At 68.5% G+C, this 23,426-nt stretch carries 25 protein-coding genes; 14 read left to right on the top strand and 11 right to left on the bottom strand.

Going from position 1 to position 23,426, the window contains the following annotated elements:
- Positions 1-2 precede the first annotated feature (2 nt).
- Together parE and DVW87_RS11195 are read right to left on the bottom strand one after the other, a co-directional pair.
- Positions 3-1,997, bottom strand: a complete 1,995-nt coding sequence (parE, locus tag DVW87_RS11200; RefSeq protein ID WP_114687831.1) for a DNA topoisomerase IV subunit B — start codon at positions 1,995-1,997, stop codon at positions 3-5.
- A gap of 301 nt (positions 1,998-2,298) precedes the next feature.
- The gene (locus tag DVW87_RS11195; RefSeq protein WP_114687830.1) at positions 2,299-3,012 is read right to left on the bottom strand and encodes a GcrA family cell cycle regulator; all 714 of its coding nucleotides are present in this window, start codon (positions 3,010-3,012) and stop codon (positions 2,299-2,301) included.
- Between the two features lie 62 nt (positions 3,013-3,074).
- On the opposite strand from DVW87_RS11195, the gene DVW87_RS11190 reads away from it, so the two are divergent.
- The 7 genes from DVW87_RS11190 (at position 3,075) to queE (ending at position 9,396) form a co-directional block, all read left to right on the top strand.
- On the top strand, positions 3,075-3,926 hold the full coding sequence (locus tag DVW87_RS11190) for an ABC transporter permease (RefSeq protein WP_114687829.1): 852 nt from the start codon (positions 3,075-3,077) through the stop codon (positions 3,924-3,926).
- A 219-nt stretch (positions 3,927-4,145) separates the two neighbouring features.
- Positions 4,146-5,342, top strand: coding sequence for an aspartate aminotransferase family protein (locus tag DVW87_RS11185; protein WP_114687828.1), 1,197 nt, complete (start codon positions 4,146-4,148; stop codon positions 5,340-5,342).
- A gap of 141 nt (positions 5,343-5,483) precedes the next feature.
- Positions 5,484-6,407: an ornithine carbamoyltransferase gene (argF, locus tag DVW87_RS11180; RefSeq protein ID WP_181814807.1), complete on the top strand. Its 924-nt coding sequence runs from the start codon at positions 5,484-5,486 to the stop codon at positions 6,405-6,407.
- 137 nt (positions 6,408-6,544) lie between these two features.
- The gene (hslO, locus tag DVW87_RS11175; protein WP_114687827.1) at positions 6,545-7,456 is read left to right on the top strand and encodes an Hsp33 family molecular chaperone HslO; all 912 of its coding nucleotides are present in this window, start codon (positions 6,545-6,547) and stop codon (positions 7,454-7,456) included.
- A gap of 69 nt (positions 7,457-7,525) precedes the next feature.
- Entirely contained in the window at positions 7,526-7,918 is a 393-nt protein-coding gene (locus DVW87_RS11170) for a DUF3617 domain-containing protein (RefSeq protein WP_114687826.1), read from the top strand.
- A gap of 148 nt (positions 7,919-8,066) precedes the next feature.
- Entirely contained in the window at positions 8,067-8,759 is a 693-nt protein-coding gene (gene queC / locus DVW87_RS11165) for a 7-cyano-7-deazaguanine synthase QueC (protein WP_114687825.1), read from the top strand.
- A gap of 4 nt (positions 8,760-8,763) precedes the next feature.
- A complete protein-coding gene (queE, locus tag DVW87_RS11160) occupies positions 8,764-9,396 on the top strand; it encodes a 7-carboxy-7-deazaguanine synthase (RefSeq protein ID WP_114687824.1) in 633 nt (210 codons plus the stop codon).
- Between the two features lie 98 nt (positions 9,397-9,494).
- Here queE and DVW87_RS11155 read toward each other — a convergent pair whose 3' ends face one another.
- From DVW87_RS11155 to lipB, 3 genes are all read right to left on the bottom strand, one after another.
- A complete protein-coding gene (locus DVW87_RS11155; protein WP_420822334.1) occupies positions 9,495-10,169 on the bottom strand; it encodes a hypothetical protein in 675 nt (224 codons plus the stop codon).
- A 205-nt stretch (positions 10,170-10,374) separates the two neighbouring features.
- Positions 10,375-10,647, bottom strand: coding sequence for a hypothetical protein (locus tag DVW87_RS11150; RefSeq protein WP_114687822.1), 273 nt, complete (start codon positions 10,645-10,647; stop codon positions 10,375-10,377).
- Between the two features lie 87 nt (positions 10,648-10,734).
- Entirely contained in the window at positions 10,735-11,394 is a 660-nt protein-coding gene (gene lipB / locus DVW87_RS11145) for a lipoyl(octanoyl) transferase LipB (protein ID WP_114687821.1), read from the bottom strand.
- 103 nt (positions 11,395-11,497) lie between these two features.
- Between lipB and DVW87_RS11140 the strand changes: the two genes are divergently transcribed.
- Complete coding sequence (locus DVW87_RS11140) at positions 11,498-12,316, top strand: hypothetical protein (protein ID WP_114687820.1); 819 nt, start codon at positions 11,498-11,500, stop codon at positions 12,314-12,316.
- Positions 12,313-13,056: a hypothetical protein gene (locus tag DVW87_RS11135; RefSeq protein WP_147276259.1), complete on the top strand. Its 744-nt coding sequence runs from the start codon at positions 12,313-12,315 to the stop codon at positions 13,054-13,056. Before DVW87_RS11140 ends, DVW87_RS11135 begins: the two co-directional genes overlap by 4 nt.
- Here the strand turns inward: DVW87_RS11135 and DVW87_RS18620 are convergent.
- The 3 genes from DVW87_RS18620 to DVW87_RS11120 all read right to left on the bottom strand — a co-directional run bounded on the left by DVW87_RS18620 (position 13,035) and on the right by DVW87_RS11120 (position 14,706).
- Positions 13,035-13,214 (bottom strand): hypothetical protein, encoded by a 180-nt coding sequence (locus DVW87_RS18620; protein WP_420822333.1) that lies wholly within the window; start codon positions 13,212-13,214, stop codon positions 13,035-13,037. The genes DVW87_RS11135 and DVW87_RS18620 overlap by 22 nt on opposite strands.
- Before the next feature lie 141 nt (positions 13,215-13,355).
- Positions 13,356-14,207 carry an oxygen-dependent coproporphyrinogen oxidase gene (hemF, locus tag DVW87_RS11125; protein ID WP_114687818.1) on the bottom strand — a complete coding sequence of 284 codons (852 nt, stop codon included), beginning with the start codon at positions 14,205-14,207 and terminating at the stop codon, positions 13,356-13,358.
- Between the two features lie 10 nt (positions 14,208-14,217).
- Positions 14,218-14,706 (bottom strand): tRNA (cytidine(34)-2'-O)-methyltransferase, encoded by a 489-nt coding sequence (locus tag DVW87_RS11120; protein WP_114687817.1) that lies wholly within the window; start codon positions 14,704-14,706, stop codon positions 14,218-14,220.
- 181 nt (positions 14,707-14,887) lie between these two features.
- Between DVW87_RS11120 and petA the strand changes: the two genes are divergently transcribed.
- From petA to DVW87_RS11100, 4 genes are all read left to right on the top strand, one after another.
- Positions 14,888-15,469, top strand: coding sequence for a ubiquinol-cytochrome c reductase iron-sulfur subunit (gene petA / locus DVW87_RS11115; protein WP_114687816.1), 582 nt, complete (start codon positions 14,888-14,890; stop codon positions 15,467-15,469).
- A gap of 11 nt (positions 15,470-15,480) precedes the next feature.
- Positions 15,481-16,767: a cytochrome b gene (locus DVW87_RS11110; protein ID WP_114687815.1), complete on the top strand. Its 1,287-nt coding sequence runs from the start codon at positions 15,481-15,483 to the stop codon at positions 16,765-16,767.
- 29 nt (positions 16,768-16,796) lie between these two features.
- A complete protein-coding gene (locus DVW87_RS11105) occupies positions 16,797-17,639 on the top strand; it encodes a cytochrome c1 (protein WP_114687814.1) in 843 nt (280 codons plus the stop codon).
- Positions 17,640-17,846: 207 nt separating this feature from the next.
- Positions 17,847-18,533: a peptidase gene (locus DVW87_RS11100; RefSeq protein WP_181814806.1), complete on the top strand. Its 687-nt coding sequence runs from the start codon at positions 17,847-17,849 to the stop codon at positions 18,531-18,533.
- A gap of 200 nt (positions 18,534-18,733) precedes the next feature.
- Here DVW87_RS11100 and DVW87_RS11090 read toward each other — a convergent pair whose 3' ends face one another.
- From DVW87_RS11090 to DVW87_RS11080, 3 genes are all read right to left on the bottom strand, one after another.
- The gene (locus DVW87_RS11090; RefSeq protein WP_114687813.1) at positions 18,734-19,540 is read right to left on the bottom strand and encodes an energy transducer TonB; all 807 of its coding nucleotides are present in this window, start codon (positions 19,538-19,540) and stop codon (positions 18,734-18,736) included.
- A gap of 156 nt (positions 19,541-19,696) precedes the next feature.
- Positions 19,697-22,012: an ATP-dependent Clp protease ATP-binding subunit ClpA gene (gene clpA / locus DVW87_RS11085; RefSeq protein WP_114687812.1), complete on the bottom strand. Its 2,316-nt coding sequence runs from the start codon at positions 22,010-22,012 to the stop codon at positions 19,697-19,699.
- Positions 22,013-22,142: 130 nt separating this feature from the next.
- A complete protein-coding gene (locus DVW87_RS11080) occupies positions 22,143-22,340 on the bottom strand; it encodes a DUF1192 domain-containing protein (RefSeq protein ID WP_114687811.1) in 198 nt (65 codons plus the stop codon).
- A gap of 79 nt (positions 22,341-22,419) precedes the next feature.
- On the opposite strand from DVW87_RS11080, the gene DVW87_RS11075 reads away from it, so the two are divergent.
- Positions 22,420-23,424, top strand: a complete 1,005-nt coding sequence (locus DVW87_RS11075; protein ID WP_181814805.1) for an NAD(P)H-quinone oxidoreductase — start codon at positions 22,420-22,422, stop codon at positions 23,422-23,424.
- The last annotated feature ends 2 nt before the right edge of the window (positions 23,425-23,426 follow it).

Genomic DNA, 23,426 nt, shown 5'->3' with positions numbered 1-23,426 from the left:
CGTCACGCGTCCAGCGCTTCCTCGTCCACCCGCGCCGCATTCTCCTGAATGAAGGCAAAGCGGTGCGCCGGATTGTTGCCCATCAGCCGGTCGACCAGATCCTTGACGCCCGCGCGCTCCTCATATTCCTGCGGCAGGGTGATGCGGATGAGGCTGCGGCTCTTGGGGTCCATGGTGGTTTCGCGCAGCTGCATCGGGTTCATCTCGCCCAGACCCTTGAAGCGGGCGACCTCCACCTTCTTGCCCTTGAACTCCTTGGCCTCGATCCGCGCGCGATCGGCATCGTCCATCGCGTACAGGCTCCTGGTGCCGGCGGTGAGGCGGTAGAGCGGCGGCTGCGCCAGGTAGAGGTGCCCGCGGCGGACCAGCTCGGGCATCTCCTGGAAGAAGAAGGTCATCAGCAGCGTCGCGATATGCGCGCCGTCCACGTCGGCATCGGTCATGATGACGACCTTCTCGTAGCGCAGCGCATCCGGCCGGCATTCCTTGCGCGTGCCGCAGCCGAGCGCCTGGACGAGGTCGGCGATCTCCTGGTTGGCGAAGATCTTGGCCGAGCTGGCCGATGCCACGTTCAGGATCTTGCCGCGGATCGGCAGGATCGCCTGCGTCTTCCTGTCGCGCGCCTGCTTGGCCGAGCCGCCGGCCGAGTCGCCCTCGACGATGAACAGCTCGGTGCCGGCAGGGTCGTCGGCGGAACAGTCGGTCAGCTTGCCCGGCAGGCGCAGCTTGCGCGCGGAGGTGGCGGTTTTGCGCTTGACCTCGCGCTCCTGCTTGCGGCGCAGGCGCTCGTCCATGCGATCGAGCACATAGCCCAGCAGCGCGCGGCCGCGATCCATGTTGTCCGACAGGAAATGGTCGAAATGGTCGCGCACCGCCCGCTCCACCAGGGTGGCGGCCTCGGGCGAGGTCAGGCGGTCCTTGGTCTGCGACTGGAATTGCGGCTCGCGGACGAACACCGACAGCATCAGCTCGGCGCCCACCATCACGTCGTCGGGCGTGAGATCCTTGGCCTTCTTCTGTCCGACAAGGTCGCCGAAGCCGCGCAGGGAGCGGACCAGCGCCTGGCGCAGGCCCTGCTCATGGGTGCCGCCATCGGGCGTGGGGATGGTGTTGCAATACCAGCTGAAGCTGCCGTCCGACCAGAGCGGCCAGGCGACCGCCCATTCGACCCGGCCCTGCGAGCGGCCGGAGGCATCGGCGGGGAAATCCTGGCGCCCGGCGAAGAAGTCGGCGGTGGCGCATTCGCGGCCGGCGACCTGCTCGCGCAGATGGTCCGCCAGCCCGCCCGGAAACTGGAACACGGCCTCGGGCGGAACGTCTCCTTCCGCCAGTTCCGGCGCGCACTTCCAGCGGATCTCCACGCCCGCGAACAGATAGGCCTTGGAGCGCACGAGCTTGTAGAGCCGGGCAGGGCGGAACGGCATCTCGCCGAAGATCTCGGTGTCCGGCACGAAGCTGACGGCGGTACCCCGCCGGTTGGGCGTCGGCCCGACATGCTCCAGCGGCCCCAGCGTCTGCCCGCGGGAGAAGCGCTGGCGGTACAGCTCCTTGTTGCGGGCGACCTCGATCACCGTGTCGGAGGACAGCGCGTTGACCACCGAGATGCCGACGCCGTGCAGGCCGCCGGACGTGGCATAGGCCTTGCCCTCGAACTTGCCGCCGGAGTGCAGCGTGGACAGGATCACCTCCAGCGCGCTCTTGCCCGGGAACTTCGGGTGCGGATCGACGGGGATGCCGCGGCCATTGTCGGTGATCGTCAGGCGGTTGCCCGGCTCCAGCACCACTTCGATGCGGGTGGCGTGGCCGGCCACCGCCTCGTCCATGGCGTTGTCGAGCACCTCGGCGGCGAGGTGATGCAGCGCGCGCTCGTCGGTGCCGCCGATATACATGCCGGGACGGCGGCGGACCGGCTCCAGCCCTTCCAGGACTTCGATGGCGGAGGCGTCATAATCGGTGCCGGCCTGGCTGGAGGAGGCGGCAAAGAGATCGTCGGACATGGAGGAGAACGTATAGGGGGCAAGGCCTGTGCGCAATGTTGCCGCAGCCGAACACCGGCAGGATGATCGCGAACTCCACCACGGACGTGCCGCGCGGATCGCGGGCAAGCTGGCGGATCGGGCGGGGAATGGCGGGCAACCAGGCCATGGCCGGCACTATCGCGGCGCGCGGTTGCCCCGCGCCAAACATGGCCAGGGGTCACGGTGCCGGATTTACCATGCCGATGCGAAAACCCCCGCCCGGATCGTCTCCGAACAGGGGCTGGCAACCTAAGCGGTCTGCAATCGCGGTAACGGCGCGTCAGCGTCCGCGCGGCGACCCGAACGGCAGCGGCGGGGCGGGGCGCCGGTCGCGGCGGGGCAGCTGCGCCTGATAGGCATGGCCGCAATGCGCCACGCAATACGGGAAGCCCGGGTTCACCTTCTCGCCGCAGAAATGGAAGTCGGGCTCGCCGGGGTGGCCGAGCGGCCATTTGCAGATCTTGTCCGACAGGTCGAGCAGGCTGGTCTTGCCCGCAATCTCCGGCGATGGCTTGGCCGGCACCAGCCGACGCGGCGGGGCGGGCGCGATCGGCGGCTGCTGCTCGCCGGGGGACTGGCGGACGAAGCCGCCCGGACCCACCGAGCGAAGGACGGGCTGCGATGGGGCGGCGGGAGCCGGGGCCGTGGCCGCCGGAGCCGTGTCGGCGCTCACCGGGGCGGCGGGCCTCGCTTCGGGCGCGGGCGCGGGTGTCGGCGCCTCGACGGCGGCGACGGGCCTGGCGGCGGCGGGCTGACGTGCCTCGCTGACCGTCGGGGCCGGCTCCTCCGCACGCACCTCGGCGGCGGGCGCCTCGGCAGGCCGGGCCTCGTTCGGGCGCACCGGGGAGGGGCGGGACTGAAGGCCCAGGCGATGCGCCTTGCCGATCACCGCGTTGCGGCTGACGCCGCCCAGCTCGTCGGCGATCTGGCTGGCGGTCTGCCCCGCTTCCCACATCTTCTTGAGCGTTTCGATCCGCTCGTCGGTCCAGGCCATGTGACTTCCTTGTCCTTCGTGCCGACTTGCGGGCGGCGGCGGCAATCTCTAGCGCAAGCGCCATGAGCAGCCAGCCCCCCATCGGCGAAACATCTTCGGCGATCCGCCACGCCCCCGGCGAACCGGTGATCCGGCGCGTCAACTGGGGCGGGCTGTGGACGCTCTATATCAAGGAGGTGCGCCGCTTCTTCAAGGTGCAGTTGCAGACGGTGTGGGCGCCGGCCGTTACCACGCTCCTGTTCCTGGTGATCTTCACCGTTTCCACCGGCGCCCGGCGCCCGGTGATGGTCGGAGCCACCGAGGTCGCCTTTGCCGATTTCATCGCCCCCGGCCTGATCGTGATGGGCATGCTGAACAACGCGTTCCAGAATGCCAGCTTCTCCCTGCTGGTGGGCAAGATGCAGGGCACCATCGTCGACTATCTCCAGCCGCCCCTGTCCACGGGCGAGCTGTTGACGGCGCTGGTCACCGCCTCCGTGACGCGCGCGGTGCTGGTGGGGTTCGCGGTCTGGTTCTTCATGCTGTTCTGGCCAGGCGTGCACGTCACCCCGCATGCACCCCTCGCGATCCTGTGGTTCGGCCTGCTTGGCGCGACGTTCCTGGCGCTGGTCGGCGTGCTGACCTCGATCTGGGCGGAGAAGTTCGATCATTCGGCGGCGATCACCAATTTCGTGATCTCGCCGCTGACGCTCCTGTCCGGCACCTTCTATTCGGTGGACCACCTCGCGCCGGCGTTCCGCACGTTCAGCCACGTCAATCCGTTCTTCTACATCATCTCGGGCTTCCGTTACGGTTTCCTCGGCACCGCCGATTCGCCGATCGCGGTGGGCGCGGTGCTGATCCTGGTGCTCGACGTTGTGCTGGCGGCAATCTGCTACGCGGTGCTGGCGCGCGGCTGGAAGCTGAAGAACTGACGTCAACCGTCACCCCGGACTTGTTCCGGGGTCACTGTGCCGCCCACGCTGGGCAAGAGGCTCCGGCCTTGCACCTCGCCGCGGAATGGACCCCGGCACGAGGCAGGGGTGACGTCTGGTGACGCAAGGGTTTGACGCACCCGGCCACCCCCGTGTAAATGCCCGCTCCGGCGGTCCTGCCTGGGGCCGCCTTTTTTGTTTGTTCAAAGGAGAAGTGCCGTGGCCACGCCCGCCCTCATGCCCGTCTACCCGCGGTGTGACGTGCGCCCGGTGCGAGGCGAAGGCGTCTACCTGATCGGGGAACGCGGCGAGCGCTATCTCGATTTCGCCGCCGGCATCGCGGTCAACGCGCTGGGCCACGGCCATCCGAAGCTGGTGCAGGCGATTGCCGACCAGGCGGCGACGCTGATGCACGTGTCCAACCTGTACGGCTCCCCGCAGGGCGAGCATTTCGCGCAGCGGCTGGTGGATTGTTCGTTCGCCGACACCGTGTTCTTCACCAATTCGGGCACCGAAGCGATCGAGTGCGCGATCAAGACTGCGCGCCGTTTCTTCTACGTCAAGGGCGAGCCGCAGCGGCACAAGCTCATCACCTTCAACAACGCGTTCCACGGCCGCACGATGGGCGCGATCTCCGCGACCAACCAGCCGAAGATGCGCGACGGGTTCGAGCCGCTGCTGCCGGGCTTCGCCTATGCGCCGTTCAACGATCTCGAGGCCGCGCTCGCGCTGATCGATGACAACACGGCCGGCTTCCTGGTCGAAACGGTGCAGGGCGAGGGCGGCGTTTCGGCGGCAACGCCCGAGTTCCTCCAGGGCCTGCGCCGCGCCTGCGACGAGCACGGCCTGCTGCTGATCCTGGACGAGGTGCAGTGCGGCTACGGGCGCACCGGCAAGATGTGGGGCTACGAGCATTACGGCATCACGCCCGACATCATGACGGTGGCCAAGGGGATCGGCGGCGGCTTTCCGCTGGGCGCGTGCCTCGCCACCGAACAGGCGGCAAGCGGCATGGTGTTCGGCACCCACGGCTCCACCTATGGCGGCAACCCGCTGGCGATGGCCGCGGGCGAGGCGGTGCTGGACGTGATGCAGGAGCCCGGCTTTCTCGACCGGGTGACGGCGATGGGCGAGCGGCTGCGCGCCGGGCTGGAGCAGCTCATCCCCAACCACGACCACCTGTTCGTGGGCGTGCGCGGCAAGGGCCTGATGCTCGGTCTCAAGCTGTCGGACGCGGCCGAGGCGCGCAGCTTCGTCGCCCATGCGCGCGACCATCACGGGCTGCTCACCGTTTCGGCGGGCGAGAACGTGGTGCGCGTGCTGCCGCCCCTGGTGATCGAGGAATCGCACATCGCCGAATGCCTGGAGAAGCTCAGCGCGGCAGCGCGCAGCTATGCGATGCCGTCCGACGATTGACGAGCTGATCCTCCCCGGCACGGGGAGGGGGACCATGCGCAGCATGGTGGAGGGGGATCGCCGCGAGTGGTCCGCTGGAGGAGAGCCCCCTCCACCACTCGCTTCGCGAGCGGTCCCCCTCCCCATACTGGGGAGGACAAGATGACCATTCGCCACTTTCTCGACCTCTCCGACGCCGGCGGCGACGCGATCGCCGCGATGCTGGCCGACGCCATCGACCGCAAGGCCGCGCGCACCGGATTCCCCAAGGGCAAGGCCGATGGCGACGCGCCGCTCGCCGGGCGCACGCTGGCGATGATCTTCGAGAAGAACTCGACCCGTACGCGCGTGTCCTTCGACATGGCGATCCGCCAGCTCGGCGGCACGTCGATCGTGATGGACGCCGGCTCCATGCAGATCGGCCGCGGGGAGAGCATCGCGGACACCGCGCGCGTGCTGTCCGGCTATGTGGACGCTATCATGATCCGCACGGACGATCACCAAAAGCTGGTCGACATGGCGGAACATGCCACCGTTCCGGTCATCAACGGGCTGACGGACGCTTCTCATCCGTGCCAGATCGTCGCCGACCTGCTGACCTTGGTGGAGAGCGGCAAGGCGCTGCCCGGCCTCAAGGTCGCGTGGCTGGGCGACGGCAACAACGTGCTCGCCTCGATCATGGAGGCCGGCGGGCTGATGGGCTTCGACGTGGTCGCCGCCTGTCCGCAGGGGTTCCAGCCGAGCGAGGCCGATGTCGCCCGCGGTCAGGGTCGGGCGCGTGTCGTCGGCAGCGCAGGCGAGGCGGCGGACGGCGCGGACGTGATCGTCACCGACACTTGGATCTCGATGGGCCAGGCCGAAGCGGACAGCAAGCTGAAGGCGATGGCGCCGTTCCAGGTGGACGTGGGCCTGATGGCGCGCGCCAAGGCCGACGCGGTGTTCCTCCACTGCCTGCCCGCGCATCGCGGCGAGGAAGTGGTGGAGGCGGTGATCGACGGGCCGCAGTCGCTGATCTGGGCGGAAGCTGAGAACCGGCTGCATGCACAGAAATCCGTGCTGCGCTGGTGCTTCGGGCAGATCGGTTGATCGGAAGGTCGCGCCTCCTATCTTGGGGCGGACATCGCCTGTCGCCTCCCTCCCGTTCGCCCTTAGCTTGTCGAAGGGCCGTTCTTCCTCGCGAAGAAGGGCAGGGTTTCGACAGGCCCAGCCCGAACGGAACGACCATGACCGACGAACCCCGCAACATCGATCTCGACCGCGCGATCGGCTTCACCATCCCGGCGCAGCATGCGCGCGGGCGGATGGTGCGCGTCGGCCCGGTGCTGGATGCGATCCTGTCCGCCCACGCCTATCCCGCGCCGATCGAGGCGCTGCTGGCGGAGGCGCTGACGCTCACCGCGCTGGTCGGCTCCACGCTCAAGGATGCCGGCGGGCAGCTGACCTTGCAGACACAGACGCAGGGTGGCGTGGTCAGCCTGCTCGTCTGCGATTATCGCGGCGGCGAGCTGCGCGGCTATGTGCAGTTCGATGCCGATCGGCTGGCCGAGATGCCGGAAGAGCCGACCCTGTTCGCGCTGTTCGGCAAGGGCTATCTGGCGGTGACCTTCGACCAGGCGTCCAGCGGCGAGCGCTACCAGGGCATCGTGCCGCTGGACGGCACGTCGCTGTCCGAGGCGGCCGAAAGCTACTTCCTCCAGTCCGAGCAGATCCCGACCACCATCCGCATCGGCATGGCGCGGCAGGGTGGGCGGTGCATGGCGGGCGGGCTGTTCCTCCAGCACCTGCCCGAGGGCGAGGACGGGCGCGAGCGGCTGCATACCCGGCTGGACCATCCCGAATGGGACCATGTCCGCGCGCTGGCCGAAACCACGTCCGAAGCCGAGCTCGCCGACCCGGCGCTGCCGCTGGAAACCCTGGTGTGGCGCCTGTTCAACGAGGAGGAGCGGGTGAACCTGCTGGCCGAAACGCGGCTGGTGCGCGGCTGCCGCTGTTCGGCCGACTATATCGGCTCGGTGCTCGCCAAGTTCTCGGCCGAGGAGCAGCAGGAGATGGCCGACGAGACCGGCTTCATCCAGGTTGACTGCCAGTTCTGCTCCACCAAGTTCCCGGTCCGTGCCGCGGAGGTCGTTGCGTAGCCGTTGCAATCTGCCGGCGGGCTTCCCAGATGCGCGGCAGGCGCACGGGGGCGCCGGCGGGGCAAGGCAATGCGGCAGGTCGTTCGGCTGGGAACATTGGCGCTGGCGCTTGCCGGCGTGACGGCGGCGGCGCCGCGCATGGCGGCGCTTGCCGGCATCGAGCGGGGGCAATGGCAACTCCGCGAGGCGGGCGGCGCCGTGCAGACGGTCTGCGTGGCGGACCCGGCCCTGCTGTTGCAGCCCGCGCATCGCGGGGCCGGGTGCAGCCGCTTCGTGGTGGAGGATGCGCCCGCCAGCCTGGTGGTGCATTATACCTGCCCGGGCGCCGGCCACGGCCGCACCGAACTGACGGTGGAAACTTCCCGGCTGGTGCACATCCAGACATCCGGCATCGCCGCCGGGCAGCCCTTCGAATTCGACTATGAGGCGCGGCGCACCGGCACCTGCGCCCCGCCTCGTTAAGCAAGGGTTTACCCTCGCTGCCCTAGATCGAGCACCACGTCGTCTCTGGTGGACACGTTTTCTCCCTAGCATGAACTGGGCCGCTTCCGGGCGGCCCTTCTTTTGCGGGCGGCTTGCGATCCGGCGCTGCGCCCCCTAGCTGCCGCCGATGACTACTTCCCCTACCTACGCCGTTGCCCTTGTTTCGGGCGGGCTCGATTCCATGGTTTCCGCCGCGCGGGCGCGCGAGGACGGGCATCGCCTGCTTGCCCTGTCGGTGGATTACAACCAGCGCCATCAGGTCGAGCTGGCCGCCGCGCGGCGCATCGCCGCGGCGCTCGGCGCCGAGCGCCACATCGTCTTGCCGCTGGACCTGTCCGCGTTCGGCGGCTCGGCGCTGACCGCCGATATGGACGTGCCGAAGGGGGGCGTGCAGCCCGGCATCCCGATCACCTACGTGCCCGCGCGCAACACCATCTTCCTCAGCCTGGCGCTCGGCTGGGCGGAGGCATCCGGCGCGCGCGACCTGTATATCGGGGTCAACGCGCTCGATTATTCGGGCTATCCCGATTGCCGGCCCGAGTTCATCGCCGGGTTCGAGCGGCTGGCGGAGGTGGCGACCAAGGCCGGCGTCGAGGGAAAGCCCTTCCGCATCCGCGCACCCCTGCAGCACATGAGCAAGGCGGACATCGTGCGCGAGGCGGCGCGGCTGGGGCTGGACGCGGGGATGAGCTGGTCCTGCTACGATCCCGCGCCCGGCGGCCTGCATTGCGGCGAGTGCGACAGTTGCCGCCTGCGCGCCAAGGGGTTCGAGGAAGCCGGGCTGCCCGATCCCACCAACTATGCGGTCACCCCGGCCTGATGCGATGAGCTACGCCGTCAAGGAAATGTTCCTCACGCTGCAGGGCGAGGGGGTCAATGCCGGGCGCCGCGCGGTGTTCGTGCGCTTCGCCGGGTGCAATCTCTGGTCCGGCCGGGAAGAGGATCGCGCGCGCGCGGTGTGCCGGTTCTGCGACACGGACTTCGTCGGCACGGACGGGCTGGGCGGCGGGCGCTTCGCCGATGCGGCCGCGCTGGTCGCGGCCGTGGTCGGCTTCTGGGGCGAGGGCGAGGCCGAGCGGTTCGTCGTGCTGACCGGCGGAGAGCCGATGCTGCAAGTGGATGACGCGCTGGTGGAAACGCTGCACGCGCACCGTTTTCGTATCGCGATGGAAAGCAACGGCACCTTGCCCGCGCATCCCGGCATCGACTGGCTGTGCATCAGCCCCAAGGCGGGCAGCGAGGTGGTACAGCGGCAGGGCGACGAACTGAAGCTGGTCTGGCCGCAGGCGGGCATCGACCCGGTTGCGCTGGAGGAATGGCAGTTCGGCCATTTCCTGCTCCAGCCGCTCGACGATCCCCGCGCTCGCGAGAACCACCACGCAGCGATCGACCTCGTCATGGCGCGGCCGAAATGGCGGCTGACGTTGCAGACCCACAAGCTGTTAGGGCTGCGCTAGGCGAGATCGGCCGGCACTCCGCCGACCGCCCGGTGACGCGACGCTGGTAGATCGGCGCCGCGCCTCGCCCGTCCGCTTTCGCGGCAGACCGGGGGTCCTTACCGCTCGTACAGCGTGTACGGCCCGCACTTGCCGTTCCAGGCAGCCTTCTTGTCGTAGCAGCGCGCGTCCAGGCTGGGCAGGGAAACCCGGCCGTTGAACTGGTTGCCGCGCGGAAACTGCTGCTCGCCCCAAGGCACCAGCGAGTTGCGCAACTCCTGCATCCGCTTTTCGGCCACCGTGTAGAGCTGGCCCCGCGGCGTGAACAGCGCGTCGCGTTCCATGGAGGCGGCCGTCTGGCAGAACATGTACGGCGTGGCGGTGGAAAAGCTGGAATAGACCTGCGTGCCGTAGCTATCCAGCGCGGTCTGCGCCGCCTTGGGCGCCTTGTTCACGCGCTGGAAGTATTTGGTCAGCGTCGCATAGGCATTGTCGAGCTCGGCGCGGTGGTCGCGGAACACGTCGTTGTAATTGTCCACGCTCAGCAGCGTCGGCTCGAACTGGCATTGCAGCGCGGCATAGTTCATCGCCGCGCGCATGTGCCACACCAGGCTGGCGCGCAATTCGGCGGGCGTGCCGCCGGGCAACGGGATGAAGCCGGGCTCGTCGCCCTTCACCGGCGGCGCGGACAGGTCGTGCGACTTGAAGAAGAACTGTGCCTGCGCGGGCACCGCCGCGATCGCCATTGCCGTTCCCAGAGCGGCCGCCACCAGCCGGATCACACTACGCTTCACGCTCATACACCCTCTCGCATTGGCTTTGCGCCGATACGGCTTTTCACGGTTAATCCCAAGCGCTTTCAACAGGCTTGTCGCATCGAGCCGTCGAGGGCGACCGCGACGCGGCAGCGGGAGGGGCCTGGAATCGAAAAGGCCGCCCGGTCGCCCGGACGGCCCTTCACCTCACCCGATCGGCGGCCGGGCCGCCAATCGTCTGCGATTACATCGCGTTGGTGGTGGTGGTGCTGTTGGTGGTCATGGTGGTGTCGTTCGACATCATGCTGGTGTCGTTCGCCATCATCGCGTCGTTGCCCATCGTGGCGTCGGTCGCGGTCATGTTGTCGGTCATGGTGTCGCCCATGCCCTCGGTGGCGTTCATGTCGGTGACGACGGTGTTCTCGGTGGTTTCGGTCTTCGAGCCGCAAGCCGACACCGCGAGCGCCGCCGCGGCGATCGCCGAACCCGTCAGGACCTTGGAGATGAGTGCACGCATTTGGAAAGCTCCCTAGATGATGGGCTTGGAAGGCTGTGCCCTTAATACCCAAACCGTGATGGACATTAGCTGCAACCCGTGGTGCCCTCAAGCCTCGATTTTTCGCGCACAGGACAGACTTTCCGCGAATGCGCGCCACCCCAACGCCAGCGCTTCGTCAAAGGTTGCGAAATCCGCCGACTTTCCCAGCAGGGCCGCGCTGGTGACGGGAAACTCGCCCAGACCGCAGGGCACGATGCCGCCGAAGTCCGCCAGGTCGGGGGCCAGGTTCACGGAAAAGCCGTGCAGAGTCACCCAGCGCTTCACCCGCACGCCGATCGCACCGATCTTCGCTTCCGTTCCGCCCTCGCGCGTCCAGATGCCGACCCGCCCCTCCACCCGGAACGCTGGAATGTCGATCCGCCCCAGCGCGCCGATCAGCCAGTCCTCCAGCGCATGCACGAAGCAGCGCACGTCGCGGCCGCGCCGGCCCAGGTCGAGGATAAGGTAGCCGACGCGCTGGCCGGGGCCGTGATAGGTGTATTTGCCGCCCCGCCCGGTCTGGATCACCGGAAAGCGGGGGTCGAGCAGATCCTCGGCAGCGGCGCTGGTGCCGGCGGTATAGACCGGCGGGTGTTCGAGCAGCCAGACGAGCTCCCGCGCCTCGCCCGCCGCTACCGCGGCCGCGCGCGCCTCCATCTCGGCGAGCGCCTCCTGATAGGGGGTAAGGCCAGCGGAGACGCGCCATTCGATATCGTCGGGGATCATGGCGCGTGATGTGTGCCGCGCGGGGCTTGTTGGCAAGCGGGGCGGGGGCAGCTAAGCGGGCCGCGGCTGCACGGAGCGGCCGGGAGCCGGCCGGATGGTGTTGATGGGCGATGTGTGGGACCGGACGACCCGCTTCCTGTCCGACCATGCCGGCGCGACAATGGCCCTGGCGCTGCCGCTGGTGTTCCTGCCCACCGTTCTCCAGGCCCTGCTGGTGCCCGCCGCCGCGGCGTGGCCGGCGATGGGCTATGCCTTATCCCTTCTCAACCTCCTGCTCTCGATCGTGTCGCTGTGGGGGCAGCTGGCGGTCACGGCGCTGGCGCTGATGGCAGTGCCGGCGCCCGGGCCGGCGCGCCGCCTGGCAGGGCAACGGCTCCTCCCCGCGCTTGGCATCGTGATCCTCCTGCTCGCCGTGCTCTCGCTCACCTTCGTGCCCGCGGTGGCGATCCTGTCGGCCAAGGGGGCGGACCTGTCGGCGCTGGCCGAGCAGGGCATGGCGGCCATGCCGGAGGAGGCGGCCGGACCCTTCGGGCTCTACAGCCTGATCTGGAGCCTTCTCTGCCTGTTCGTTCTCGCCCGCCTGCTCGTGCTGTTCCCGGTGGTGCTGGAGGAGCGGCGCGGCCTGCGCGCGTTCGGCCGGTCGTGGCGGCTGACGCATGGCCTGAGCTGGCGACTGTTCGGCACGCTGCTGCTGTTCCTGATCGTCGCGAGCGTGGCGGTGATGGCGGTGCAGAGCGTGGCGGGCACCGTGCTTGCCCTGCTGGCCGGCGGGGAGGGGCCGTTCGCCCCGGCCAACATCGTCACCCCGATCCTGGTGGCGGCCGTTTCCACCGCCTTCACCGTGCTGGCGCTGGTGTTCACCGCGCGCCTTTACCTCCTGGTGCGGCTGCGCGCCGAGCAGCGGGCGGCCCCCGCGGCATGAGGCGCTCGCTTGCTGGCACGCTGGGCCATGCGTGGCGCATGGCGGTGCGCGATCGCGACCTGCTGCTCGCGGTGGCGGGCGTGTTCCTGTTCCTGCCGCTGTTCGCGCTGAACCTGCTGGTGCCGCCCATGCCCGCATTGGTGGTCAGCGAGGGCATGACCAATGCGGAGCAGCGGCTGCTGGCGGAAACCATCGCCCAATGGGTGCTCGCTTATGGCCACTGGTATGGCCTGGCTGGGCTGTTCACCCAGTTCGGCCAGCTCGCGGTCCTGAGCCTCTATCTCGACCGGGAGCGCCCGGCGACGGGGGCGGCGCTGGCGCGGTCGATCCGGCGCCTCCTTGTCTTCCTCCTCGCCTCGATGATCGTGGGCGTGCCGTTGACGCTTGGCATGTGGCTGGTGGTGCTGCTGATCCCGGCGCTGTTCCTGTCGGGGCGGCTGATGCTGACCGGCCCGGTGATCGTGGCGGAACGGCCGATCGGCCCGCTTCAGGCGATCGCGCGCGGGTGGCGGCTCACACGGGGGAACGGGCTGGTGCTGGCCGGCATGGCGGCGATCCCGATCCTCGGCGGGCTGGTCGCGGCACCGCTCCTGTCGCTCGACCGCTGGCTGCGGCTGGAGGGCGGCGGCAATCCGGTGGCGGTGACCCTGGTCGATGCCGGGGCCGCGGCGGTCGCGGCGGCGGCGTTGCTGGCGACCACGCTGATCCAGGTCGCGGCCTATCGCCGCTTGGCGAGATAGGGGATCTGCGGCGCGGCGTCCTCCGGCAGCAGCCCCAGTGCGCGCGGATCGGCAAAGGTCTCGATCGTCCGCGATACCGGCACGAAGCCCTGCGCACGGTAGAAGTTCAGCGCCGACGGATGGTCCAGCGTGCAGGTATGCAGCGCCACGCGCCGCACGTCGCGGGTCCATGCTTGGGCCAGCGCACCAGCCGCAACGGCGAGGAGGGCAGCGGGCGAGGGCGGGGGCGCTCCGTCATCTCGAGCGCGGTGACGACCGTCGCCAGCTCGCCGTCAGCTACCGGGATCAGCGCCACCGCGTCATTCCCAGGCGGCGAGCGGCGGCAGGCTCATCAGGATCGCGTCGATGTTGCCGCCGGTCTTGAGCCCGAACAACGTGCCGCGATCGTAGACGAGGTTGAACTCGGCATAGCGCCCGCGCCAGCGCCGCTGCTCGGCCAGCTCCGCCTCGGTGAAGGGCAGGGCCATGCGCCGCCGGACGATGCGCGGGAACACGTCCAGGAAGGCGCGGCCGACATCTTGCGTGAACGCGAAATTGGCCGCGAAATCGCCTTCCAGATGATCGAAGAAGATGCCCCCCACGCCGCGATGCACCTGGCGGTGCGGAATGTAGAAATATTCGTCCGCCCATTGTTTGAAGCGCGGATAGTGGCCGGCATCGTGCGCGTCGCATGCGGCCTTCAGCGTGGCGTGGAAATCGTCGGTGTCCTCGGCGATCGGCAGCGGGGGGTTGAGGTCCGCACCGCCGCCGAACCAGCGCCTGGTGGTGACGAGAAAGCGCGTGTTCATGTGCACCGCCGGCACATGCGGGTTGGCCATGTGCGCGACCAGGCTGATGCCGGTGGCGAAGAAGCGCGGATCGTCGGCGGCGCCGTGGATGGTGCGGCCGAACTCGCCCTCGAACGCGCCGCCGACTGTGGAAACGTTGACGCCCACCTTCTCGAACACGCGCCCCTTCATCACGCCGCGCACGCCGCCGCCGCCGTTCGGCACGCCCGCGGCGTCGGTGCGGTCCCACGGCGTGTAGGCGAAGGCGGCGTCGGAGCCGGCCTCCCGCTCGATCGCCTCGAACTCCGCGCAGATCAGGTCACGCAGGGATTCGAACCAGGTGCGGGCGGCGGTCTGTTCGGGGTCGAGCGTCAGGGCAGGCATGGCCCGCGCCTTAGCCTCCGCGGGCCGCCGAAGTCGAGGGCGCGGGCGGGGGCGCGGGCCAGCCGCCGGTCTGGCGCAGCGCCTCCGCCAGCACCACCGCAACCGACACCGACAGGTTCAGCGAGCGCAGCGGGGGAGCCATCGGCACCACCACCGGGGCATCGGCGCGCGCATGCACCTCCTCCGGCACGCCCGCGCCTTCCTGGCCGAACAGCAGCACGTCGTCGGGACGGAAACGGAAGTCGTGGAACGGGGTCGCCCCGCGCGTGGTGAGCAGCACGAGGCGGCCTGCCGCCTGCCGCTCGAAGGCCGTCCAGTCGGCATGGCGGGCGATGGCGACATGGTCGATATAATCCATGCCGGCACGCGCCACGCGCTTGTCGTCCCACGCGAATCCCAGCGGCTCGACCAGGTCCACCGGCGTCGCCAGGCAGGCTGCGGTGCGTAAGACGGCACCGACATTGCCGGCGATCTCGGGCTGGAACAGGGCAACGCGCATAAGGGCGCCTTAGCCGCGGCTGCGAGCGGTTCGCAAGGCCGCTAAAAGCAGTTGGCAACGCCGCCGCCCGCCGTCTATGGAGCCGGTTAACCTCCGTGGGGACTGGGGGTCGCACGGGGGCATCTTCTTGTTTCGCCCCATGATCTTGTGGCCGCCGAAAACGAAGTGCAAGGGCAAGTGAATGGCAATTGATACCGCCGTACCGCCTGGGGAAGACCCGGCGCCGTTTCAGGAAGAGGTGAGCGATCCCCGTCGCCGCGATTTCATCAACATCGCGGCCGTCGCCTGGATCGGCGTGGGCGCGGGCGTGGTGGTGCTGCCGCTGGTCAACCAGATGAACCCCTCGGCGGACGTGCTGGCACAGTCCACCACGGAGATCGACATCTCCAAGATCGAGCCCGGCCAGGCGATAAAGACCACCTTCCGCAAGCAGCCGCTGTTCGTGCGCAACCTGACGCCCAAGGAAATTTCCGAGGCGGATGCGGTGGCCGTGTCCTCGCTGCGCGACCCGCAGACGCTGGAAGAGCGCACCAAGACGGGCAAGAAGAACTGGCTCATCACCCTGGGCGTCTGCACCCACCTGGGCTGCGTGCCGCTGGGCGCGGGCGAGGGCGAGAACAAGGGCCCGTTCGGCGGCTATTTCTGCCCGTGCCACGGATCGGCCTACGACACCGCGGGCCGCATCCGGCAGGGTCCGGCGCCGCGCAACCTCGAGGTGCCGCAATACACGTTCAATTCCGACACCGTCGTGACGGTGGGTTGAGGTAGCAGCAGATGAGCTTTCCCTGGGCCAAGCACTACGAGCCGAAGGTGCCGCTGATGCGGTGGCTGGACGAGAAGCTGCCGCTGCCGCGCCTCGTCTACAACGCGATCGGCGCCGGCTATCCGGTGCCGCGCAACCTCAACTATTTCTGGAACTTCGGCGTGCTCGCCGGCATGGCGCTGGTCATCCAGATCGTCACCGGCGTGGTGCTGGCCATGCACTATGCCGCGAACGGCGGCGTGGCGTTCGGCTCGGTCGAGAGCATCATGCGCGACGTGAACGCCGGCTGGTTCCTGCGCTATGCGCATGCCAACGGCGCGTCCATGTTCCTGGCCGTTGTGTACATCCATATCGGCCGCGGCCTTTACTACGGCTCCTACAAGGCGCCGCGCGAGATGGTGTGGCTGCTCGGCGTGGTCATCTTCCTTCTCATGATGGCCACCGCCTTCATGGGCTATGTGCTGCCGTGGGGCCAGATGAGCTTCTGGGGCGCGCAGGTCATCACCGGCTTCTTCTCGGCCATCCCGGTGGTCGGCGACACCGTGCGCATCTGGCTGCTGGGCGGCTTCGCGCCGGACAATGCCGCGCTGAACCGCTTTTTCTCGCTCCACTACCTGCTGCCGTTCGTGATCGCGGGCGTCATCATCCTGCACATCTGGGCGCTGCACATCCCGGGCTCGTCCAACCCGACCGGCGTTGAGGTGAAGAGCGAGCAGGACACCGTGCCGTTCCACCCTTATTACACCGCCAAGGACGGCGTGGGCGTGGGCGTGTTCCTCCTCGTGTTCGCCTGCCTCATGTTCTTTGCGCCGAACCTGCTCGGCCATCCGGACAATTATATCGAGGCGAACCCGCTTTCGACGCCGGCGCATATCGTTCCCGAATGGTACTTCCTGCCGTTCTACGCGATCCTGAAGAGCTTCACGGCCGACTTCTTCCTGCCGGCCAAGCTGTGGGGCGTGCTGGCGATGTTCGGCTCCATCCTGCTGCTGTTCTTCCTGCCGTGGCTGGATTCGTCGCCGGTGCGCTCGGCCAACTTCCGGCCCAAGCTGCGCATCTTCCTCGGCATCCTGCTGCTCGACGTGCTGCTGCTGGGCTATGTCGGCGGGGCCGAGGCCAATGCGCGCAACGTCATCCTGGGGCAGATCGCGACGGCCTATTACTTCGCGCACTTCCTCATCATCCTGCCCTGGGTCGCCCGTTCGGAGCGCCCGCGGCCGATGCCAAACTCGATCATGGAAGCCGTGCTGAACAAGCAGGAAGGCACCTCCATCACGCACAGCGCCGCGACCGCGTGACCGGAACGGACTAGGGGATAACAACAACAATGGTTCGTGCACTCTCAACCCTGGTCGGCGCGGTGTTCGTGTTCGTCCTCGGCATCGCGCTGTGGGGCACCGTCTCCACCGCGATCACCGAGCCGGCGCCGCCCACGGCCGAGCATGAGTTCCACCTGTCTCCGCGCGAGGCCGGGCTCTCGTCGGCCGGTCTGTTCGGCAAGTTCGACCTCCGCCAGGTGCAGCGCGGCTTTCAGGTCTATCAGGAGGTCTGCTCGGCCTGCCACTCGCTGAAGTACGTGTCCTTCCGCGACCTGAAGGAGATCGGCTACAACGACGGCCAGATCAAGACGATCGCCACCGAGTGGAAGATCGAGCAGCCGTCGGTGAACCCGGAAACGGGCGAGGCGACCACGCGCAAGAACCTGCCGTCCGATCGCTTCCCGTCGCCGTTCGCCAACGACGTCGCCGCGCGCGCTGCCAACAACAACGCGCTGCCGCCCGACCTGTCGCTGATGACCAAGGCGCGGCATGACGGGCAGGATTACGTGTATTCGCTGCTGACCGGCTATCGCCCGCAGCCGGCGGCGCTGCTGAAGCACTTCCCGGATGCCAAGACGCCGGCGGGCCTGCACTACAATCCGTATTTCCCGAACCTCAACCTCGCCATGCCGCCGCCCCTCACCACCGAGGGCCAGGTCCAGTACCAGGACGGCACCAAGGCGAGCGTGGACCAGATGTCCAAGGACGTGTCCGCCTTCCTGACCTGGACCGCGGAGCCCAAGCTGGAGGCGCGTCACCAGGCCGGCTTCGCTTCGGTGATCTTCCTCGTGATCTTCGTGTTCCTCGCCTGGGGCGCATACAAGAACGTGTGGCGCGATCAGGCGCACTGATCCTCGCCGGATGCGGAGGAAAAAGGGGGCGGCTCGAGCGATCGGGCCGCCCTTGCCGTTGGCGGGGCGCGGGCACGACCATCGGCCAGCCGCTCGTTCAGCCTCCCGCCAGCGTTCACCGTGTAGGAACAACGCTTTCGCGGAGTCGTTCGATCGTTGGTACGGCGCGTCCTGCCGTGTTCTTCCGCGTATCGGGGAGAGTTTTCGATGAATGCCAAGCTTCTGTTCGCCGCCGCTCTCGGCGCGGCCGCCCTCGGCCTGTCGGGCTGCGATGACTATGCCTATGGCGGCGGCAGCGTCGCCGTCGGTTATGGCGCACCGGGCTACGGGTACGGCTACGTCGATCCCTATTATGACGGCTACGGATACGGCTATGGCGCGCTGGGCGGCTCCTATGGCTGGTACAACGACTTCTATTATCCCGGCTCGGGCGTCTATGTGTACGACCGCAACCGCCGCCCCTTCCGCTGGAACGATGGCCAGCGGCGCTATTGGGAAGGCCGGCGCGGCAACGGCTATCGCGGCCAGCCGAACTGGGGCGGGTTCTACCGGAATGACCGGCCGGGGTATGGCCGGCCGGGCCAGGGCCGTCCCGACCTGAACGGTCGCCCCGGTTACGGCCGGCCCGGGCAGGGGCGCCCCGATTTCGACGGCCGGCCCGGCTATCAGGGCCGCCCCGGCAACGGGCAGGACGGACGCTGGAACGGCAACCGCGGCACGTGGCGCGGCAATCGCGGCGACCGGCCCGCCGGCGGCTGGCAGGGTCGTCCGTCGCAGCCCAGCGCCGGTGCTCCAGCACCGCAGGCACCCGCTGCCACGACGGCGCCCAGCCAGGGCCGTCCGTTCCGCTGGGGCGGCAGCCAGGGCCGCGGCGGCGGTCGGCGCGGCAACTGACCGCGGAAGCGCCCGGCGCGCCGTTGTGGGCGCCGGGCGTTCTCGCTCAGCCTTGCGACAGCGGCGCGCTGGAGCTGGTGCTAGCGGAGTGGTGGCAGAGCTTTTCCGGCCCGTTCCTGTATTATTCCGGCCGGCGCCTGCTTCCCCGACCTTGCGCGCGTTCGTGGATCACCTTCGAGGCCGGAAACGCGCGGCAACCGTCAGGGCAGTGCCCAATAAACGGCGAAAAGCTGCGGAGAGACGACCGCCTGCCCGCTGGCATCACGGGCAGGGCGATAGCGGGCCTTGGCAAGGAGAACGGCGCAGGTGCCCTCGTCCAAGCTTGGAAAGCCCGAACTCACCAGAACGAGGCAATCCGCCACCGTCCCGTCCTTGAGGATGCGAAAGCGACCGGCGACGCGTCCCTGCTCGCGGGCGCGGCGCGCTTCGGCGGGATAGGACTCTGGTACGAACCAGTCGCGCGGGCTGGTCAAGGGCCGGGCGAAGGTGGCGATCCGGGCATAGTCGCGTCGCGCGATGCCGGCATGCGCAAGCAGTGATTCCTGGCAGGCCTGCAACGACGTGAGCGCCGCTGCCAGGCGCTCCACCGGCAGATCGACCAGCATGTCGTTCTCCGACGAAAGTCGCAGCGCCGACACCGTCTTGGCCTTCAATTGTGCTCGCTTCACGGAAAGGCCGATGGTCTGGGTCGGACCCCTGCCCGGCGCAAAACCGTCGGCCTGACCTTGCAGCACCGTGCCCGATGGCTGGAGCACGAGGCGGACCGGCGCGCCGTAAGGCACATCTACGGGTGCGGGCAGGGTGAAGGTCAGGAGCGTCTCGTCCGACAGCGCGCGATCGAAGAGGCGCAGCGCCGGCTCGCTGGCGCCCGAAGCGGTGAAGCTGGCGTTGCAAACCGACGCGCCTTCGTTCACCGTCCACCCCGGTGGCGTCGCGGCCGTGGTCTGCGCCCCGGCGGCAGAACCGACCGCGCTGGCGCCCAGAAGAACCGCATACCCGAAACCCATGCCGCCCCCTTGCAGGAGCGGCCTCAAAGCGCCGGCAGCTCCCGTCGCCAAGCCTACGAACCGCCGCGCACGATCGCAACGGGCAAACGCCCGCGCGGTTTCCCGCACGGGCGTTTCCGGTCAATGGAGGGAAGGCCGATCGCCCGGCCGCCCCGCTTATTCCGCTTCGGCAGGCAGCGTCTTGCCGCCCTTCTTCTTGGGCTTTTTCGGCGCGGCCGGCTCGATCGCGAAGGACAGCGCGCCGTCCTTCATCTTCACCGTCACCTCGCCGCCATGGACGAGCTTGCCGAACAGCAGTTCCTCGGCCAGCGGCTGCTTGATCTTCTCCTGGATCAGGCGGCCCATCGGGCGCGCGCCGTACAGGCGATCATAGCCCTTGTCGGTGAGCCACTTCTTGGCCTCGTCGTCCAGGTTGATGTGGACGTTGCGGTCGGCCAGCTGCAGCTCGAGCTGGAGGATGAACTTGTCCACCACCCGCGCCACCACTTCGCTCGGCAGATAGCCGAACGGCACGATGGCATCGAGCCGGTTGCGGAATTCCGGCGAGAACATCCGCTGCACCGCCTGCTCGTCCTCGCCCTCGCGGGTGAGATTGCCGAAGCCCAGCGTCTCGCGCGCCATGTCGGCGGCGCCCGCATTGGTCGTCATGATGAGAATGACGTTGCGGAAATCCACCGTCTTGCCGTGCTGGTCGGTCAGGCGGCCATTGTCCATCACCTGCAACAGGATGTTGAACAGGTCCGGATGCGCCTTTTCGATCTCGTCCAGCAGCAGCACGCAATGCGGGTTCTGGTCGACGGCATCGGTGAGCAGTCCGCCCTGGTCGAACCCGACATAGCCCGGAGGCGCACCGATCAGCCGGCTGACCGAATGCCGCTCCATATATTCGGACATGTCGAAGCGCTGGAGCGGGATGCCCATGATCGCGGACAGCTGCTTGGCGACCTCCGTCTTGCCGACGCCGGTGGGGCCGGTGAACAGATAGTTGCCGATCGGCTTTTCCGGATCGCGCAGGCCCGCCCGCGACAGCTTGATCGCCGACGCCAGCTTCTCGATCGCCTCGTTCTGGCCGAACACCACGCGCTTCAGGTCCGTCTCCAAGCCTTCGAGCAGCTTGGTGTCGTCGGTGGAGACCGATTTCGGCGGAATGCGCGCCATGGTGGCGATCACCGCCTCGATCTCCCGCGCGGTGATGGTCTTCTTGCGCTTGCCCGGCGCCACCAGCATCTGCATCGCGCCCACTTCGTCGATCACGTCGATCGCCTTGTCGGGCAGCTTGCGGTCGTTGATGTAGCGCGCCGACAGCTCCACGGCCGACTTGATCGCGTCGGGCGTGTACTTCACCGAATGGTGGCTTTCGAACGCGGAGCGCAGGCCGGCGAGGATCTTCACCGTGTCCTCGATCGAGGGCTCGTTGACGTCGATCTTCTGGAACCGGCGCAGGAGCGCGCGGTCCTTTTCGAAATGGTTGCGGAACTCCTTGTAGGTGGTCGATCCGATGCAGCGGATGGTGCCGCCCGACAGCGCCGGCTTCAAGAGGTTGGACGCGTCCATCGCCCCGCCGGAAGTCGCGCCGGCGCCGATCACCGTGTGGATCTCGTCAATGAAGAGGACGGCGTGCGGCAGCTTCTCCAGCTCATTGACGACCGCCTTCAGCCGCTCCTCGAAATCGCCGCGATAGCGCGTGCCGGCGAGCAGCGCGCCCATGTCGAGCGAGTAGATCACCGCCTCGCGCAGCACCTCGGGCACCTGGCCCTCGACGATCTTGCGGGCAAGGCCTTCGGCGATGGCGGTCTTGCCCACGCCCGGATCGCCCACATAGAGCGGGTTGTTCTTGGAGCGGCGGCACAGGATCTGGATGGTGCGGTCCACCTCCGCGGTGCGGCCGATCAGCGGATCGACCTTGCCGATCTTGGCCTTCTCGTTGAGGTCGACGGTGAACTGCTTCAGCGCACTTTCGCCCTTCTTGTCGGCGGGCTTGGCGGCCTTTTCCTCCTCGGCGCCCTTGGGCGTGGCCGCCTCGGCCGGCGAGCCGCCCTTGCCGACGCCGTGGCTGATATAGCTCACCGCATCCAGCCGGCTCATGTCCTGTTGTTGCAGGAAGTAGACGGCATAGCTTTCCCGCTCGGAGAACAGGGCGACCAGCACGTTGGCGCCGGTCACCTCGTCGCGGCCGGACGACTGGACGTGCAGGATGGCGCGCTGCACCACCCGCTGGAACCCGCTGGTGGGCGAGGGATCGGTGGCGGCGTCGACCTTCAGGCTGTCGAGCTCGGTGTCGAGATAATGGGCAACGGTGGCCTTCAGCTCGCCCAGGTCCACGCCGCACGAGGACATGACGACCGAGGCATGCTCGTCCTCGACCAGCGCGAGCAGAAGGTGCTCCAGCGTCGCATATTCGTGGCGGCGCGAGGATGCTGCTTCCAGCGCCTTGTGGAGGGTGGTTTCGAGCGCGGAGGCGAAACTCGGCATTCTGTGAACTCCTGTCGGGCCACCAAACGCGCGGCCCTTTCCTGTCATATCGGGAGGGGGTGGACCTGCATCAAGCACCGCACCCGAAACCAGAACGGCGCGCCGTCGACCCGAAGGGCGCGCGTCGCGATCACCGGCGGAACAACGCGTCGGCGCTGGCCTTGTGGCTGCTGGCATGGGCGATGCGGGTACGAACGCGAGCGATCTCCGCCTCCAGAACGGCGATCCGCTCCTCCAATTCCGCGACCGACAAGGGATCGAGGTCCTGGGTGACGATCGCCGCGAGAGGATCCCCCGGCTTGCGGGCGAGAATCTCGTCCAAATCCATCCCGGACAACGTTGACCCTGGCCGGCGCGATGTCAATAAGCGCGATCACGCAGGAAGCCTGCGTTGGGGGCAAGCAGAAATGACCGCGATACCGGCGACCATGCAGGCGATCGATCCGGCCGAGCCGGGTGGGCCGGAGGTGCTGACGCTTGTGGAACGGCCGGTGCCGCGGCCGGGCGCGGGCGAGGTGCTGATCCGCGTTGCCGCCGCGGGGGTGAACCGGCCGGACGTGCTGCAACGAAAAGGGGGCTACCCGCCGCCGCCGGGTGCGCCCTCGATCCCCGGCCTGGAGCTTGCCGGCGTGGTCGTCGCGGTTGGCGAGGGCGTGGTGGCGGAAGCGGTCGGCCAGCCGGTCTGCGCGCTGGTGGCGGGCGGGGCCTATGCCGAATATGCGGTCGCGCCCTGGGGCACCTGCCTGCCGGTGCCCGAAGGCCTGTCGCTGGTGGAAGCGGCGGCGATCCCCGAAACCTTGTTCACCGTGTGGACCAACCTGTTCGAGCGCGGCTACGCGGTGGAGGGCGACACCGTGCTCGTCCATGGCGGCACCTCCGGCATCGGCACCACCGCGATCGCGCTGGCCGGGGCCTTCGGGCTGACGATCATCGTCACCGCCGGCTCCGACGAGAAATGCGCGGCCGCCCGCCGGCTGGGCGCCGACCACGCGATCAACTATCGCACCGAAGATTTCGTAGCGCGGGTGAAGGAGATCACCGGGGGCAGGGGCTGCGCGGTGGTGCTGGACATGGTCGGCGGCGACTATGTGCCGCGCAACCTGCAATGCCTCGGCGAAGACGGCCGCCATGTCTCCATCGCGGTGCAGGGCGGGGCGAGCGCGACCATCCCGATCTTCGACATCATGCGCCGTCGCCTGACGCTGACCGGCTCCACGCTGCGCCCGCGCGATGCCGGGTTCAAGTCGATGGTGGCGGACGAGCTGTACCGCACGGTGTGGCCGCACGTCGCCGCCGGCCGCGTGCGCCCGGTGATCGACCGGACCTTTCCCTTCGCCGAAGCCCCCGCCGCCCATGCGCGGATGGAGGCGGGCGACCATGTCGGCAAGATCGTGCTGGTGATGCACGGCTGAGG

The organism is Sphingomonas aracearum, from assembly GCF_003345355.1.
Classification (GTDB): Bacteria; Pseudomonadota; Alphaproteobacteria; order Sphingomonadales; family Sphingomonadaceae; genus Sphingomonas; species Sphingomonas aracearum.
Note: the sequence above shows the minus strand (reverse complement) of the source record. Positions and strands in the feature narration are given on the sequence as shown.